The organism is Catalinimonas alkaloidigena (genome assembly GCF_029504655.1).
Lineage (GTDB): Bacteria > Bacteroidota > Bacteroidia > Cytophagales > Cyclobacteriaceae > Catalinimonas > Catalinimonas alkaloidigena.
Genome location: NZ_JAQFIL010000001.1, coordinates 1,553,398 through 1,570,437 on the forward strand (window position 1 = coordinate 1,553,398; position 17,040 = coordinate 1,570,437).

15 protein-coding genes are annotated in these 17,040 nt (G+C 43.8%); 9 read left to right on the forward strand and 6 right to left on the reverse strand.

From position 1 onward, the window contains the following. Positions 1-95 precede the first annotated feature (95 nt). The 4 genes from OKW21_RS06610 to OKW21_RS06625 all read left to right on the forward strand — a co-directional run bounded on the left by OKW21_RS06610 (position 96) and on the right by OKW21_RS06625 (position 5,497). On the forward strand, positions 96-866 hold the full coding sequence (locus tag OKW21_RS06610) for an alpha/beta fold hydrolase (RefSeq protein WP_277478485.1): 771 nt from the start codon (positions 96-98) through the stop codon (positions 864-866). A 155-nt stretch (positions 867-1,021) separates the two neighbouring features. Further along, positions 1,022-3,007, forward strand: a complete 1,986-nt coding sequence (locus OKW21_RS06615) for a hypothetical protein (RefSeq protein WP_277478486.1) — start codon at positions 1,022-1,024, stop codon at positions 3,005-3,007. Positions 3,008-3,103: 96 nt separating this feature from the next. Beyond that, positions 3,104-4,249: a YncE family protein gene (locus OKW21_RS06620; protein ID WP_277478487.1), complete on the forward strand. Its 1,146-nt coding sequence runs from the start codon at positions 3,104-3,106 to the stop codon at positions 4,247-4,249. A 78-nt stretch (positions 4,250-4,327) separates the two neighbouring features. Then, on the forward strand, positions 4,328-5,497 hold the full coding sequence (locus OKW21_RS06625; RefSeq protein ID WP_277478488.1) for an N-acetylmuramoyl-L-alanine amidase: 1,170 nt from the start codon (positions 4,328-4,330) through the stop codon (positions 5,495-5,497). Positions 5,498-5,848: 351 nt separating this feature from the next. Here OKW21_RS06625 and OKW21_RS06630 read toward each other — a convergent pair whose 3' ends face one another. From OKW21_RS06630 to OKW21_RS06640, 3 genes are all read right to left on the reverse strand, one after another. After that, positions 5,849-6,016, reverse strand: a complete 168-nt coding sequence (locus OKW21_RS06630) for a hypothetical protein (protein WP_277478489.1) — start codon at positions 6,014-6,016, stop codon at positions 5,849-5,851. 132 nt (positions 6,017-6,148) lie between these two features. Further along, positions 6,149-6,757, reverse strand: coding sequence for a DUF2179 domain-containing protein (locus tag OKW21_RS06635; RefSeq protein ID WP_277478491.1), 609 nt, complete (start codon positions 6,755-6,757; stop codon positions 6,149-6,151). A 923-nt stretch (positions 6,758-7,680) separates the two neighbouring features. Next, the gene (locus OKW21_RS06640) at positions 7,681-8,427 is read right to left on the reverse strand and encodes a DUF502 domain-containing protein (protein ID WP_277478493.1); all 747 of its coding nucleotides are present in this window, start codon (positions 8,425-8,427) and stop codon (positions 7,681-7,683) included. A 229-nt stretch (positions 8,428-8,656) separates the two neighbouring features. Between OKW21_RS06640 and OKW21_RS06645 the strand changes: the two genes are divergently transcribed. Continuing rightward, positions 8,657-9,889: an AI-2E family transporter gene (locus OKW21_RS06645; protein WP_277487619.1), complete on the forward strand. Its 1,233-nt coding sequence runs from the start codon at positions 8,657-8,659 to the stop codon at positions 9,887-9,889. 24 nt (positions 9,890-9,913) lie between these two features. Here OKW21_RS06645 and OKW21_RS06650 read toward each other — a convergent pair whose 3' ends face one another. Together OKW21_RS06650 and OKW21_RS06655 are read right to left on the reverse strand one after the other, a co-directional pair. Next, positions 9,914-10,966 carry a PA0069 family radical SAM protein gene (locus OKW21_RS06650; protein ID WP_277478495.1) on the reverse strand — a complete coding sequence of 351 codons (1,053 nt, stop codon included), beginning with the start codon at positions 10,964-10,966 and terminating at the stop codon, positions 9,914-9,916. 778 nt (positions 10,967-11,744) lie between these two features. Beyond that, the gene (locus tag OKW21_RS06655) at positions 11,745-12,479 is read right to left on the reverse strand and encodes a hypothetical protein (protein WP_277478497.1); all 735 of its coding nucleotides are present in this window, start codon (positions 12,477-12,479) and stop codon (positions 11,745-11,747) included. A gap of 429 nt (positions 12,480-12,908) precedes the next feature. Here OKW21_RS06655 and nudK point away from each other — a divergent pair, with 429 nt between their 5' ends. The 4 genes from nudK to OKW21_RS06675 all read left to right on the forward strand — a co-directional run bounded on the left by nudK (position 12,909) and on the right by OKW21_RS06675 (position 16,151). Next, positions 12,909-13,490, forward strand: coding sequence for a GDP-mannose pyrophosphatase NudK (gene nudK, locus OKW21_RS06660; RefSeq protein ID WP_277478499.1), 582 nt, complete (start codon positions 12,909-12,911; stop codon positions 13,488-13,490). Between the two features lie 175 nt (positions 13,491-13,665). Next, positions 13,666-13,875 (forward strand): hypothetical protein, encoded by a 210-nt coding sequence (locus OKW21_RS06665; protein ID WP_277478501.1) that lies wholly within the window; start codon positions 13,666-13,668, stop codon positions 13,873-13,875. Positions 13,876-13,925: 50 nt separating this feature from the next. Beyond that, positions 13,926-14,612, forward strand: a complete 687-nt coding sequence (locus OKW21_RS06670; RefSeq protein ID WP_277478503.1) for a GOLPH3/VPS74 family protein — start codon at positions 13,926-13,928, stop codon at positions 14,610-14,612. A gap of 114 nt (positions 14,613-14,726) precedes the next feature. Continuing rightward, entirely contained in the window at positions 14,727-16,151 is a 1,425-nt protein-coding gene (locus tag OKW21_RS06675; RefSeq protein ID WP_277478506.1) for an alkaline phosphatase D family protein, read from the forward strand. A 21-nt stretch (positions 16,152-16,172) separates the two neighbouring features. Here OKW21_RS06675 and OKW21_RS06680 read toward each other — a convergent pair whose 3' ends face one another. Then, on the reverse strand, positions 16,173-16,907 hold the full coding sequence (locus tag OKW21_RS06680; RefSeq protein WP_277478508.1) for a hypothetical protein: 735 nt from the start codon (positions 16,905-16,907) through the stop codon (positions 16,173-16,175). Positions 16,908-17,040 lie beyond the last annotated feature (133 nt).

Genomic DNA, 17,040 nt, shown 5'->3' on the forward strand with positions numbered 1-17,040 from the left:
TAACTTATATTTATAAGCATCATAATAACTCCCAAGCAACTAAACATTTCTGTTCAACAAAGGCTTAACTCTCTATTTAGACACAAAAATGAGAGATGTTTGATCATAAGAGCGGCGCTTACCTCCAGACTGAAGATGCTAAATTATATTACGAAACGCAGGGCAATCCTGACAATCCACCCTTACTTTTTCTGCACGGTGGGCTGAGGCATATGGTAACGCTGAACCCTCTGGCCCAAAGTCTGGCTAAAGATTTTTACCTGATAGGCCTGGACAGCAGGGGACAGGGAAAGTCCGGGCTGGGTGATAATCCACTAACCTACCAGATGATGGAAGAAGATACGTTGGCACTCCTTTCGCATCTCAACATCAATAAGGTAACGATCATAGGCCATAGTGATGGAGGAATCATTGCGTACCGCATGGCTGCCAGACATCGGGAACGAGTAGCTCATCTAATCACCATTGGTTCAAGGGTAACAGCAGAACAGGGCAAGCCAAACTGGGAAGAGTTTATGTGTTTGGAACCTAAGCTCATGGAAAAGAATATGCCCGAACTGGTAAAGGATTATCACCGGCTGAGTCCGGATCCCAGGCTTGATCAATTATGTGTGATGTTCCGTGATTTATGGATGGATGGGTCAGACTGTGGTCATCCGGGCGAAGCGGTTCGTTCTATAGTAGCGCCCAGCTTGTTACTTCGGGGCAGTGAGGATGGTTTCCTTTCAGCCGTAGCGCTGCAGGATAACCAAATGATGATATCCAATAGTGTAATGACTGAAATACCTGATGCTAAACATGATGTGGCGTTGGAGAATCCTGAGCATACGAACTCAGTCATTCGGAATTTTCTGAGCACTCAGTAATTTGTCAGGCAAAGTTCACAGCATGTCCAAGCAGTACTTAATTAGCCAATCAAAGCATAACACTACTACACCTTAACAGCATAATATTATTGTTTCCCTGATGGAAAAACGGCTTGCTATGCCTATTTTTAGGAATTCACCTAACCAAACATAGCATGAAAGTATTCCGGATAAGCCTGTTCCTGATATTATATTCTGTCACCGCGCTAGTGGCGCAGGAATTAAAGATCGTAGCCGAACCTGCCGAGCTGACATTGGATGTAGAAAAGACTGCCCAGATCAAGGCCAAGGTAGTAGATGCTAATGGCAATGAAGTGCCCGGTCAACAACTGTTTTTTTATTCCCGCAAAGGCAAAGCGGTAGAAGTAGACACCACCGGACTCGTTACTGCTCACCAGCCGGGAGAGCATCAGTTGATCATCATCACGCCCCGCACTGCCGGTGGTGAGCGCCTGCGTCTGGACTATCCGGTGAGGGTTAACTATCCGCCTGTTAGCGAGATCAAAATAGAAGAAGTGCCTTCCGAAATCTATGCAGGTACCACCCTTCCTCTTAAAGTTACTGTTATGGATGAAATGGATATGGTGAGGGAAGAAGTACAGCTTAGTACCAGCAGCACTGATCCTGCCGTAGCTTCCACTGACCCTTACCTCAACCTCAAAGCCCATAAGCCCGGCAAGACGACCGTCACGGTTGCTACCGGAAACATAGAAAGCAAAATAAATGTAAATGTAGTACCCTTTCCTGCCAGCGAGGTAAAGCTGGAAAGTGATATGCAGGAAGCCCGGACCGGAGATGTATTCCACTTCACTGCCAAAGTAATGGACAAAGAAGGCAATGAAATTAGCGATGCACCGCTTACTTACTCTTTTGAGGGCAAAGCCGATGATGTATCCAGTAGCGCCTCCGGCCTGATCAAACAGGATGGGCGCTTTGTGGCCGATGTAGCAGGTATGTATACCATCATGGCCGCTTCCGGTCCCTATGTAGCCCGCCAGACCGTCAAGATCGTGCCCCGCGATGTGGATCGTAAGATAGAGCTGGTAGGGCAGGGTTCGGTAGACGACAAGCATACTTCCGACTTCTGGGTGTGGGAAGGTGTAGATGGGCGTGATTATGCCGTGACCGGAACCTGGGGTGCCGATGGCAAAGCCTATTTCTGGGATGTGACCAATCCTGCCGCCATTGAGCGCATAGACAGCATACAGGTAGATGCCCGTACCGTAAACGATGTGAAAGTGTCGGAAGATGGTACGCTCTGCATCATCAGCCGGGAAGGAGCCTCTAACCGTAAGAATGGTATCGTCATCATAGATGTCACCAATCCCCGCGAAGCGGAAGTGATCTCTACCTTCACCGAAAACCTGACCGGAGGGGTGCATAACCTTTTCATCTCCGAAGGGTATGTGTATGCATTAAGTGCCGGACAGAAATACTATGTCATCAACATCAAAGACCCTGAGCAGCCTAAGATCGTCAGCAAGTTTGAGCTGGAAACGCCTGCCCACTCCATCCACGATGTATGGGTGCAGGATGGCATCGCCTACTCTTCCAACTGGTCGGATGGGATTCAACTGGTAGACGTGGGGAATGGTATAGCCGGAGGCTCGCCGGAGAATCCCCAGCAGTTTGCCAGCTACGCCTATCCCAGCGGAGCCAATCATGCTACCTTCCCGTTTAAGAGCAAGTCAACCGGCAAGTTTTATGTGATCGGAGGCGATGAAATCTTTCCCTACGGCCTGGATGTAAACAAGGAAAATATGGCCGCCGGCTTCCTCCACTTCATTGACTTCAGCGATATGGATAATCCCGATGAAATCGCACGTTTTGAGGTGCCCAATGCCGGCTCGCACAACTACTGGGTGGATGAAGAGAATGAACTGCTCTATGCTGCTTTCTACAATGGGGGCGTTAGGGTAGTAGATATCAGTGGAGAGCTGATGGGCGACCTGTACAAGCAGGGCAGGGAGATTGCCTGGATTATCCCCGGTGATCCTGAGGGATATATTCCCAATGCGCCATTTACCTGGGGCGCACAGCCCTACAAAGGCCATATTTTCTACTCCGACTGGAACAGCGGCCTTTGGGCAGCCAAGCTGGAGCCGGAAAAGCCTGAAGAAACCAAGCTGGAAAGTCGTTAGACAAATAGCTACCTGCCACTTCAGTGTTACCCGCAATGGAATTGTCGCAGAGGACACTGAAGTTTTGGAAAGTCAAATATTAAATAGCGAAGAAGTATGAAAAAAATATGCATAAGTGCAGCCATCATCCTGATATGTTTGCACACGCTACAGGCACAGGATTATTATGTGTATGTCGCTGCCGAGTCGGAAGATGAGGTGGCCCTGATCAAGTTTGATGGCGAGAAGGCTGAGACCATCAAGCGCATTCCGGTAGGCGTATGGCCGGCAGAAATAGAAGGGCCCCACGGCATGACTGTAGCCCCTGATGGCAAGCATTGGTACCTGTCTATGGCGCACGGTAATCCTTTTGGCTATCTCTATAAGTTTGAAACTGGCAGTGATGAGAAAGTAGGAGAAACGACTCTGGGATTATTCCCTGCTTCCATGCAGATCTCACCGGCCAATGGTTTGCTCTTTGTCGTCAATTTCAATCTGCATGGCGACATGGTGCCGAGTACCATTTCGGTAGTAGACCCTGAAACGATGAGTGAACTCAAGCAGGTGACAGTAGGCACCATGCCGCACGGCTCCCGCATTACGCCCGATGGGATGCATCAATATTCGGTAGGCATGATGTCAGGAGAACTTTTTGAGATCAATACCATGACGCTGGAAGTATCGCGTATTCTCAAGCTGGATACCAACGAAGCGATTGACCCTGAAATGGAAGATGCTCATGCCATACACGAAGGTCATAATATGAGTGACAACAATACGATGGCTACGATGAGCGATATGGCAGCGATGGAGCATCAGCATTCACCCACCAAGCCTACCTGGGTGATGCCTCACCCTACCAAGCCGCTGGCTTATGTAGCTGGTAATGGCTCCGATGAAATTCTGGAGGTTGATCTGGATGCCTGGAAGATCGTTGACCGATTCAAAGGGGGCAAAGGGCCGTATAATCTGGACATCACGCCAGATGGCAGCAAACTGGTCGTAAGCTACAAAAGCGATGGCAGTACCGGTGTCTGGGATTTGAGGAAGAAAAAAGAAATCGCCCGCATAGAGAACCTTCGCAAAGTTACGCATGGAGTAGCCATGTCGCCCGACAGCCGTTATGCTTTTGTTTCTGTAGAAGGCATAGGAGGAGAGCCGGGCACGATGGAAGTGATTGACCTGAAGAAAGGCAGGCGTGTCGCTTATGCCGAACTGGGCAAGCAGGCCGGAGGCATCGCCTTCTGGAAGATGGAAAATTAAAAAGTTTACCCTGAATTTATTTCAGGGTCTAACTTGAATTTATTCCTGATAGAGCGGCAGCCGCCTGGCAACAGTCAAATGATCTTGACGAACAATGATACGGCAATACAGTGCTCCCTGGCTTTCCCCTTGACCTTTCTGAGGTGGAAGAAATATGAAGATGGAAGTCGGGCGACTGAAGACCGAAGTCTGTTGTTTCCGGCTACCGACTTCTATCCTAAATCAAAATCAATGCATAAAATATCTACTTTACGTTATAGCCTAATTCTATCATCCTGTCTCATTGTCCTTTTTTTATCCTGCTGTAAGCCCCCGGAGACAAGTACTTCTGCTTCTGGCTTGGAAGGAAAAGTGATCTGCGTAGATGCCGGTCATGGGGGTACTGCTGAAATAGATTCCTACAGGGTGGGGGTGGGAGGAGAGCGTGAAGAATGGATCAATCTCAGGGTAGCCCGATATTTAAAAGATCTACTTGAAAATGAAGGAGCTCAGGTAGTGATGACCCGCACTGAAGATGTACAGGTAGGATTACAGGAGCGAGCGGAATTAGCTAAAGACAAAGGTGCGGACGTTTTGCTGTCCATCCACCATAATGCAGCGGCTGATACTTCGGTGAACTTTCCTATCATATACTATCATGCCAATGCTACTGAAAATGAGGCCAGCGTCAAACTCGCAAGATTGGTAGGAAGACAATTACTGTCCGCTCTTTTCCCGGAAGATAGCCTCATCAGCATTGCCTCCGATCATACGATTTTTCCCACAGCAGGTACTGCTGTTCTTCGGCACAGCTATGGTGTTCCCGGTATCATTGGAGAAGCAACATTCTTTACCAATCCATCGGAAGAACAACGTTTGAGGCAGGAAGCCTATAATCTGCGGGAAGCACAGGCCTATCTGCAGGCATTGATTGGTTTCTTTGATGAAGCGGTTCCTCCAATAGAGGAGAAGTACAGTCACATCAAAATTCCAGCTTTCCAGGTACTTCAGGAAGCTGAACGTATGGCTCCCACTGCCCGCCTCTGGTTGCAGGACTATCAGCAGGGCAAAACTTTGTACACTGAGGGTAAATTGGATTCCGCTTTTCAGTTCTTAACACGTTCTGCCCGTAGCTTTCCTGACTCATATGTAGCGAGTGATGCGCACCGCTTAAGGGGGGAAATATTGTTGAAGCTAGGCAAAACTAAAGTAGCGGATACTGCTTTCCAGCGGGTGGAAGAATATTACGTTGAGCTATACGAGGACTAGTAAGTTAACAGCTGATGTCGTTTCGTCTATTTGATTTTGAGTTCATGAGATGACTGCCAGGAGAGGCCAAATTCAAATGTAGCTGGCATGTCAAACCTGCTTAGGGCAATATACATATCAGCTTGCGGGAGTACATTACAATACTCGCCAGGCTAATTAAAAGTTAACAAAAGTCCTTCTCCATTCGCACGCTCAGCTACCAATAGTTTTTTATCACTGTCTATGGCAAGGTCTACCAGGCTACTCAGCATGGTTTTGTCCTCTTCCAGGTGGTGTTAATCAACTTTAGATAGTATCTATATTAGCAGTCTCCATGATGGTCTGACAAAACTCAGGGATTACATATATACCTCAGTCAGCATCGCTGGCAGGCTCACCTACATCAGTAAACAACAGTATGTCCTGCTTTAGGACATAGCCTATGCCATAGGTTCTAATAATGCCATAGATCGTTAAGGTCTTGCCGGGCAGTACCCACCCTTCAGGCTGGCTCAGTAAATCCTCAAATATTGCCAACATATCGGTTTTGCAAGAAAGTTACGATATGGAGATTCTTCATTTTTATTAAAAAAAGCTGTACCCATTGACAATGAATTTATGCCAATAGATACAGCTATGTGTTACCCCAATTTGTTAAATTTTATTATAAATCTACCAATGGTAGAAGGCTGCCTGCGTTCTTTTACCCCAGGAAGAAAGCATACGGGACAGGTTTGGTTTTGAGGTTTTTTGGTGTTCAGGGAGTAAATCATGGCTCACCTGTTTTACTCCTTCAATCGTATATAGTGCTTCTGGTGCGATGTTCTCCAGATTACGCAGAAACGTACTGACTTTACTACGCTTACATACCGTAAATAGAATCTGGGTATTTCCCGACTGGTCATTGGCATCTACCATGGAGTAACGATAGCGGTTTTCTGACAGATGTATCAGCAAAGTGTCCGGAATTTTCTTGCTGATGATTCTGATTACTACACTACCATAAGCCAGCTTTTCCTCAATACGCATTCCTATATAGGTTCCGGCAGCAAAGCCGGCCGCATACATAACATAAGCAGCCATATTGCTGGCATCTTGCATAATGCGCGACAAAGCCAGTATGGTAATCAGGGCTTCAAAAAAGCCTAGTATGGCCGCGAATTTACGCGCGTTATTGACTACAAACATCAGTTTTACTGTAGCCAAAGTTACGTCTGATACCCTGGCAATAAAGATCATCAAGGGTAAAAAAACGAAGTCAAAGAAATCAAATTCAATCATGTGATTACTCTTTTTGTAGTTTTGTGGGTTTATCCCGAATCATAGCCTGCCAGAGGCAAACTTGATTCAGGATATCTCCCTCTCTTTTTGTGATTTAAAGCACTAGACTTACAGGCTTTTTAGTATTTGCAAAGCAATACATCAAATATACCCTTCAGGTACTTAGACCTTGGGGGATGCTTTTTTACAATAAATTAAATGAAGGTTATTATAAACCGGTTAGGTATATATTCTCAGTACATTACTTTCAGGCGAACCTCAGTTCGTCACTGCTGAATTTTTATATGAGATGTCGCAGATGGGGTTTCATCTGCTCCGGCTTTAATAATTTAAGTGTTATGTTAAAAAAAATATAAGTACTATAGCACTGATTTTTGATGACAGCGCTTTGATTTATCTATTGGATTATTCTTGCCAGCTATTGCTGGCAAGAATCTCTGGCTTCACTCCTTTTTTTCCTATTAAGGAGGGTAATTGGTTTTACTCTTTTTGCTCCACCTCAGGACAATGTTTGCTGACTAAGTTCATCTTTAATCTATGCCCTTTGATATTGTTAAGTTACGAAGAAAAAGAATATCTGTTGCATATATCCTAAAAATTGATCTGTATGAATGAAATTTTAATATATAAAAAACCTGTTTATTAAAAATAAATCAAAGTATTATGACTTTGTATTAAAACGAGTAGTAAATGAATGGTATGATCAACAAATCTGTAAAATATCAGCCTTGTAGTTGTAAGACTATTAATTGAGCGATTTGTAAGCTTTTACCTTTTTTTTAAATATTTTTTTCACAACCTCTGATAGAATATCGGAAGTGATTGAAGTGCCCTTAATAAAAAAAATAGTTTCTAAGCCTAAAGCTTCAGGCTTAGAAGAAAAAAATAGCAATGATTTACTGTCAGTATCTGATTAACAAATCTTAAGGCCTTGGGTTTTCAGCATTTAAGTGTGCCGAATTATTTTCAGAAAAGAGGCATGTAGAGCCAGTTCCCATACTTACAACCGTACGCATGGCCTTGTCGGTGCCTACTTTCAAAAACTGAACGCACTCCTTGGGTACATGATAGATGTTGCCGTTGGTCGGGTTGGGAGCGGTAGGTACAAAAACGGTGAATATGTCCTTGGAAACTTCTTCGGTTACAAAGCCAGTCATGAGGACACCGGTCTTAAAAGGATCTATCAGTACTACCTGGCTGAAAGGCATTTTCTTGAGCCCGCTGAATTGCTGTACCGTATCTTTTACGGTGGTATAGAGAGGAATTTGGCTCAGGTAATTTCTTTCAAAGTAGGTGTAGTAAAACTTTCCAGATCTATTACGTGTAGCAAGCCCCACAGCAAACAGGAAAAGTAGCAGGATGACAAGCGAAATAATATTGACCGACCAGTGAGGTTCTTCGCTGCCTGTAGTTAAAATAGCACTGATTGGCACCAGAAGATTAAAAACAAACCTAAAAAGTAAATAAAGTGCAAAAAGAATAATCGCTAAAGGAAGTACAAGCAGTGCTCCGTCTATCATTGTCCTAAAAATGTAGGCGCGGTTCCATGTTACTTTTTGGTGGTGAGCATGATTTTTCATTGCGATAGACTTATTTGTTTTTCCAGAATGATGTGCTTTGGCTTGTCGGTACTTGTTGTTTTCTGATTCACACTGATCAGTATGTTGCATAATTTCTGAAATTAAGTAATAGTTTAAAAAATTAATGTTCAGTTGCTAAGACAGTATTGCTTCACAATAGGTAAATATAAAGCCAGGCAATTACACTTGAGAGTATTTGATTTTTTGGTTCAAATAAAAAAATACAAGCCTGAATATACCATTAAACAAATAAGACTCTTTCCAGTTTAAATCGCTGAAAGATTTTATATGCCTTTAAATTTTTTAATCTATCATGAAAATGAGGTTGAAGTACATCCTCACTTATTTTGCATTAATCGTAGTAAGCTTATCTTTCTTTTTCTGGGGACTCGTACAGGCAAAGGCATTCTTGGTTCCTCTTTCCGTAGCTGCCTTACTTGCGATGGTAATGCTGCCTGTCTGCAGATGGTTTGAAAGAAAAAAAATAAACAGGGGGTGGGCTTCTTTTTTCTCAGTTTTGATCATCATGTCTTTCTTTCTCATTCTGTTCACATTAGTCGGGAGTCAGGTTGAGAGTTTGGCAGATGACTGGCCAGAGATCAAGCAAAGAATTGAGCCTAAGATAGAGCAGTTGCAAGAGTACATTGCTAAAAAGACGGGCATTTCAGTGCGGGAGCAAGAGCAGAAAATAGCGGAAACCATCCCTGGTAATGCTGATTCGGCTTCGCCAAAAGCTAAAGGGGAAAATCAAAAGGCTGCGCCTCAGGATAGCACACAGCAGCAGGCACAGAGCAGACAAACTTCCCCATCTTCAGGAAAAGGCACATCCGGCGCTATTTTACAAAGCGCAGGAAGCGTGGCAGGTAAATTCATCGGTTTTCTGGGCACTTTTCTGCTTACCTTCATCTATATCTTCTTCTTTCTGCTTTACAGGAAAAAATTCAGGCTTTCCGTTCTGAAAATGATACCTGAACATAAGAAAGGTGTGGCACAGAAAATTCTCTATAAGTCAACTGAAGTATCGCAAAACTATCTTTCTGGCAGGCTGATCCTGATCATTTTCCTCGCTATCCTTTACACCATTGGCCTGACAATCTCGGGAGTGCCTAATGCCATGTTGATAGCGCTGCTGGCCGCTGTGCTTTCTCTTATTCCTTATCTGGGTAATGTAATAGGCTATGTTCTGACAGTTGGGATGGCCCTTTTCTCTGCTGCGGGCATTACGGGTGTCATTGGAGTAAGCATTACTTTTACAATTGCCCAGTTTGTAGAAAGCTATATCCTTGAACCTTATGTTGTGGGCGACAAGGTAAATCTTAATCCTGTGGTGACTATCATTGTAGTAGTATTGGGAGAGGCTGTATGGGGAATTATAGGGATGCTGATCGCCATCCCTGCCCTGGGCGTGCTGAAAGTAGTATTTGATAATATTCCATCGCTTCGGCCATTTGGCTACTTGTTTGGTTCTGAAGACATCAGCCAGGAAGACGATGAGGATAAAGATAATTTTTTCTCTAAAGCCAAACATTGGGCATTGAAGCGGTTCAAATAAACTGCTGTTCTATTGCACTAAAATTTAGAACAGCCGTAAAGTACCACTCGGTCTGAATGCAGATGTGTTGTAGCCGGGCATACCCTTCTTACCTAAATATTTATTTAAGGCTAAAGTGAAGAGTTGATGGATACTGTCTGAGATCACACCTTCCCCTTTGATACGCCTGCCAAATTGTGAATCGTTGAGTTGTCCTCCATGCATCGCTTTGATTTGTTTTTCTACTTTAGAAGCCCTGTCAGGAAAGTTTTTGTGCAGCCAGTTTAAAAAGATAGGACCGATAGCGCCATTGAGCCTGACCACGGTATAACCGGCCGCCAGGGCACCTGCATCAGCAATTCTTTTCATGATCTCAGGAATCTCATGGTCATTCAAGGCCGGAATAATAGGCGCGATCATCACCCCGCAGGGGATACCGGCTGCCGATAACTTTTCCAGCGTGGTCAGCCTCTTCGCGGCACTGGCTGTCCGGGGTTCCATCCGGGAGCGGAGTTTTTCATCAAGAGAGGTAATAGAAATGTAGACATGTATCAAGCCTTCTTCCGACAGGGCTTTTAATATATCCAGGTCTCTAAGGATGAGGCCGTTTTTAGTAATCATACTCACCGGGTTACCAAACTTCAGGAGTACATCAAGTAGCTTACGCGTAATCTTAAGCTCTCGCTCTATGGGTTGGTAACAGTCGGTGTTGCCCGATAAAGTGATTGGCTGCCCCTGCCATGATTTCTTCTGTAGATGTTGGATCAGGAGTTGGGGAGCGTTGGGTTTAGCCACGATTTTGGTTTCAAAATCCAGTCCGGCACTGAAGCCCCAGTACTCATGCGAGTTGCGGGCATAACAATAGATGCAGCCATGCTCACACCCCTGATAAGGATTGATAGAAAACATATTTCTCAGGTCAGGGCTATCACTATAGCTTATGATCTTTTTGGGATGTTCTATAAATACCTGCCGCTGAGGGTGGCGCAGATGAGGCTCATCCAGACCTTCAATATGCTCCTGTACATATTGCTGCCTTTCAAATTTGTTGTGCGCATTGTATTGGGCTCCCCTCCCTTTCAAATAGTCGTCTGTCATGGTGTAGATTTTGATCAATGTACTTATTAAAAGTATATTTTGTAAGGAATAAACCTTAAAGTTCTTAAAAAAAGCATGAATTGCTAAAAGCAAAGCGGAAAAGCAGGCATGAGCAGGGATGGATGTTAGGCTAAAAAGGGGGGCTTACACCAAATATTGCTCCTCAAACAGGGGATGGCTTACCTTTTTGTGTGAGCTAAAGTTATTTATGCTTAAGCACGCTTTTAAGTAAGATTAAATGATTACCTTCGGCAAGAGACACTTCTCGTGCGATTCAAGTATGCTGGCTTTTCAAAATGATCGGTGCAAGTGAGCAGGATAGCTAACAACCATATTTAAGTTCATCATTAAGCCTCTCATCAATCAGATTGTCCTTTACAGGTACAACGGGCAGTTCGTTTGAATCAAAGGTTTGCCTGTCTGATAAGCCTGGGGGGTAGTTATTTTTTCACTATATAAACTTCACGATTATGTCTAAAGACAAAGGTGCCAAGAAAGATGTCAAAAAAGCTCCGGAAAAGAACCTGAAAGAAAAGAGAGCCGACAAGAAGGCGAAGCGTAAAGAAAAGCAGAGGGAGCAGTAATTTTCGCCCAATCACTATCAAACCTTAAGCCTTGAAAATATACGTCTAACCCACGTATATTTTTTTTTGCCTCGCTCATCTTCATCCGCCTACCTTCCCTTAAATTGACAGCACTTCAAAATACTCTGCTGGCAGGGCAAAGTTATTGATGCTCACATATTGCCATCATTACTTCAGCTTCATATGCTCAATTTCTATTGCTCCAGAAACTGCTGACAATAGAGGATGAGTGCTTTAAGGTCTTCTTCCTTACTAAAATTGGTTTTGTTTTTACTGATAAAATCACGGAGACTTTGTCGGTACTGAGGAAAGATCTTCCAGAGGCTGGAACGTACGGCAGGGTAGAAGCGGATATTTTTATCAACAAAAAAGTAATTTTCCTGATAGCTGATGCGCAGATCTTCCAGACTGGGTAAATTGTAAAACTCGTATAAGCTTTCAGCTATTATCCGGTTGTCCTGCTCATAAACAAAATTTTCGTAAAAGGTTTTGTTGGCATCCACATACCCCTTGATCATCTGCGTGTTACGGTCAAAGACCTGATAACGCTTGTAGATGAGCAGGCTAAGCACCTGCGACTCATACACAGCTTCCAGATAAATATCATAATCAGGATGATAGTAGAAAGCATGATCACCAATAAAGACATACCTTACCAGAGGTTCGGGGGCAATAGAAAGCGTATCCCCCCGCACATCTATGAACTGTATTTCGCTGTATAGATAGTTATAGTTAAGGCGGGAAGAAGCAGTATTTCCTTTGGCAAACAGTACTGTGCCTTTTCGAAAGCTTTCAAAGCGATACTGATCCTGATAGGGGATTCGCTCAGTGATAATTTCTCCCTTTTGTATGCTGTATGAAGCAGGTGTCTGAGCAGAGAGGAAGTGAAAAGCGGAAAGCAGACAAGAGATAAGTAAGCTTTTTCTCATAGAAATAGAGTTACATACAGATCCAATCTTCGGACTATTACTACTTTTTCATGCTCGGTGAAACTGTTTCTGGAATACAGTAAGCTTAAGAGTGCTAGCGATAACCTGCTATACTTAACTGACAAGCAGATGTTAATGTTTGGCAGGCACCTGCTCTTCCCCTTGTTCTTGAGTTCCTTCGGGAGTACTGATAAGTGCTGGCAGTATTGCTTAGAAAATTAAGGGAAGAGTAATAAGTAGGGTTAGAAGGATTACCCTGAATGAAGAGGATGGGAGTAATACAGAGCTTAGAATGTTATTACTGGCTGGGGCAGCTAACGTATGGAATATCTGTGGATATATAATTCACAATATCTACCTACAGTAGCATTAGAAGAAAGAAAAAGAAGTATGTTTGTTTAAAATATAATCAGGTAAAATGTAGTAACAATGAATAATGACAGAATTGTTATAAAGGAGACAAAAGTACTCTCTGATAACTGGTATATACTGAACAAGGTTACTTACGATTATCAAAAAAAGAACGGTGAATGGGAAACTCAATCCCGGGAAGCTTACGATAGGGGAAATGGCGCAACCATCTTATTGTATAATAAAGAGCAGAAAACTGTCATACTGACGAAGCAGTTTAGACTGCCAACCTATGTAAATGGAAATGAAAGTGGAATGATGATAGAAGCATGTGCGGGTCTACTGGATAAAGATAATGCTGAAGATTGCATCAAGAAAGAAACTGAGGAAGAAACAGGATACAAGATATCTAAAGTCAGAAAAATATTTGAATCTTATATGTCACCCGGTTCTGTAACTGAGATGCTTCATTTTTATGTGGCTGAATATGACAAGGCCATGAAAGTACATGAAGGAGGAGGATTAGCCGAAGAACAAGAAAATATTGAAGTATTGGAATTGGCATTTGATGAGGCTTATAGCATGATCCTTTCAGGAGAAATCAGAGACGGAAAAACTATTATGCTACTTCAGTATGCCAAAATTCATGCCCTCTTATGAAGAATTTGGATACAGCAACATCTAAGCGATCATGTGCTGGAGCATTTTGAACATTAAAACCCCTATTATCCAGACACTAAGCCACTGGAAAAAGCATTCGGCAATATCATTGGAGAAGTGTTAGAGATTCTGTTTATTCATTGCTGAAACTCCTGAGTAAGTAAACGCAATCAGCATGAAAAATAAGCGGGAGATAGTACAAAGACTGGTAGGCTTTATCATTAGCCTAAGCTTTATCATCCTGAGCATACATAACTTTTTTGAGGCATTGGAAAACATGATTACCTGGAAGATGGTATTTTCAGTGATTGGCTTCATGGGTTTTTTCTGGATAGGAAGTATGGCTTATCATCAGTTGTTTAAACTACTGGCAGAAGATGAATGAACAGACCGCTTTATCATAGCTACTGATAAAAAAAACAGGATACTCAAACCATGAAGTCCTTTACACTTGCCGAAAAATTTCTGCTGCTCATCCACCATCCTGAAAAGTCACGCTACCTCATTACCGAACAGATGAGAAATACAGGCTTGATAGGAGCCCTGCTGCTGGACCTGGCACATGAAAAGAAGATTAGGCTGGAAGCTGACAGCATGTGGGCTACAAGCCACCAGACAAATTTATCCCCTGTCCATCAGCAGATACTAGCGCGGATAGCAGCCTACGGCAGGCCCAAGAAGGTAAAGTTTTGGATATCTAAACTTTCCAATAAGAGCAGAACCTACCGACATGCTTTGTTGGCCCGGCTGGAAAAGAAAGGCATACTCAGCGTAGAGCATAAAAAGTTTTTATTCATTTCCTACCTCAATACCTATCTGTTGGATCAGCAGAAAAGGTACACGCTGCTTCAAGACATCAGAGCCGTGATTTTTGAAAAAAAGGAGATAAGAGCAGATGATGCCGCCCTGCTGGGGCTGATTGAAGCCTGTAAAATGCATAAAGTAATTTGCGAAGACAAAAGCGAAATCAAATACTGTAAAGCCAGACTGAAAGCACTGGTACAGGAAGATGCTATTGCCCAGGGTGTAGACAAGGTGATCAAAGAAATACAGGCGGCTTTGATCGCGGCTATGGTTGCCACCACTGCTGCTTCAACAGCCACTACAGCAGCTTCTAACTGAAAGGATTGTGTTCGCTGAGGATACTTACAGTATAAAGTACTGCTAAATCTGAATAGATATTTGGAATAAGCCTGCTGCATTTGTTAGATTAAAGCCGTTTATAACCTAAAACTTATGAAGACACGATGCCTGGCCCTGTTTGTACTTATCCTTTTGTCCATTCAACCACTGTCAGCACAGCAAATAGATAGTGTATACTTTACCACTGGCTTTAGAACGGGAGAACTTACCGATACCAGTGTGGTTGTCTGGACAAGATTGTGTAAGCAGCCAGAACCTGTTCCCATCTGGCATGAGCAGCATGAAGCACCTTTTAAGGACCCAGTCGATTTTGATAATGATATGCCGGTACTCGAGATGGATGGAGCGGTAGAAGGGATATTTGGCCAGGTGAAAGTCATATTACGTTCTGATGACAGTGAGATCGCTACTGACTGGGAATATGTCTCTTCTTATAAGGATTATACCTTCAAAAAAGAATTTGGTGGACTACAAGCCGACACACGCTATAGCATAAGGATACTGGGCAGGCACAGGGAAGAGGGGCCGGTTACTGAGATCAGTGGCCATTTCACTACTGCACCCTCACAGGATAAAGCTATTCCGGTGCTTTTCACTTCCTCTACCTGCCAATATTTTTGGGATTATGATGATCCGGTGAGAGGCTTCAAAATCTACGACCAGATGCTGGCGCTTGAGCCGCTCTTTCATTGCCAGACCGGGGATTATGTGTATTACGATAAGCCCGGCCCTATGGCATATACTGTGGAGATGGCAAGACATAAGTGGCATGCCATCAATGCCTGGCCTTCTTTGTCAGACTTCTATGCAGAAACCCCCTTGTACATTCAGAAAGATGACCATGACATCAGCTGGAATGATGCTTCTCCCGCCAGTTCTCCCTTCGGAGAGATCACTTTTCAGGATGGGCTGGCCCTTTGGTATGAGCAGACTCCCACTATTACCGAACGCCCTTACCGTACGCATCGCTGGGGTAAAGACCTGCAAATCTGGTTCGTAGAAGGCAGGGAGTACCGGAGTGATAATGACAAAGCCGATGGAGCAGACAAGACGATCTGGGGAGAAGCGCAGAAAGAATGGTTTACCCGAACGATTGAAGCTTCTGACGCTACTTTCAAAATATTAATGTCGCCCACACCGGTGGTAGGACCCGACCGGGCTAGTGGTAAAAGTGACAATCATTCCAACAAAGCTTTTTCTTTTGAGGGAGAATGGCTGAGGAATTTTCTGGCAGAGCAGGAGAACACCTATGTGGTCAATGGTGACCGGCACTGGCAGTATGTTTCTGAGGATGAAGCCACGGGAGTTTTGGAATTTAGCCAGGGACCATCCAGCGATGCGCATGCCCAGGGATGGAAAGAAGGTGATGTACGTCCCGAGCATAAGTTTCTGCGGGTAAAAGGGGGCTTCCTGGCGGTAAAGGTATATCGCGAAGGAAATAGTGCCTTCATCAGCTTCATGCACTATGATGTAGATGGGAATATTGTCAATGAAGAGGTTATAGAAAAAGCGCTATAACCTCTTCAGGAAAAAGCCTGTTTATTCTTCTACCGTCCACACTTCGTGAAGGGGATCACCTTTGCTGCTTTTGCCTTTATGGTACCAGTCATCGCCTTTACGTTCAAACTGGAAAGACAAAGAAGCTCCTACGCGGCTATCATCACGGGAAAAGAATTCTATATTTTCTGTATAGGTGCCGTCTTCAGCTTCATAGGTTCCGCCTCCGGTACCCATGAACTCTTTGGTCTCATAATTGAAAGCTGCCCACTGAAAACGGCCGCCTCCCAGTAGTTTTACGGTTTGCCGGGGGCCCGGTGTTCTTCTGTTTCCTACATTGCCATCTTCATCTACCCGGGCAGCAAAACGCCAGTCTCCATCCAGGGGAGCAGGCTCTGCATCTAACTGTTCCCATTTTTGGGTAAATTGTGTGCCGCTTATATTTCCTTTCAGCGTAAATTCATCACTGGAGAGGTCAAGACTGTAATTCTGAGGTACCCTTACAATAGAGTTGTCGTCAGTGTAAAAATCAAAGGTTAGCTGTATCGCATCACCATTGAGTTCGTATGATCCACCCCCGGCGCCAATAAACCGACCATCTTTGTAGTAATTGCCAAACATAAAGTAGTCATCACTGAAAATGGCAACCATTTCCCGCTCTGATGCTGGCTGTACGTCATCGTAAGTAAGCCTCCACGCACCTTGAAGCGGCTGGCTCAAAAGAGGTGTAAGAAGAGTGAGACAAAACAGATATAAAGCTAAAGTCAGTCTTTTCATAGTTGTAGGTTTAGGTTTGAAGAAATAGCTTAAAAGATAAATACGTTAGAGGAGATATTGTGTTATAATTCTTATAGTTATTGAGTGCTAGTTTTAACAGTGATTTTTAGACGGTATACAAGCTTCGTACTTC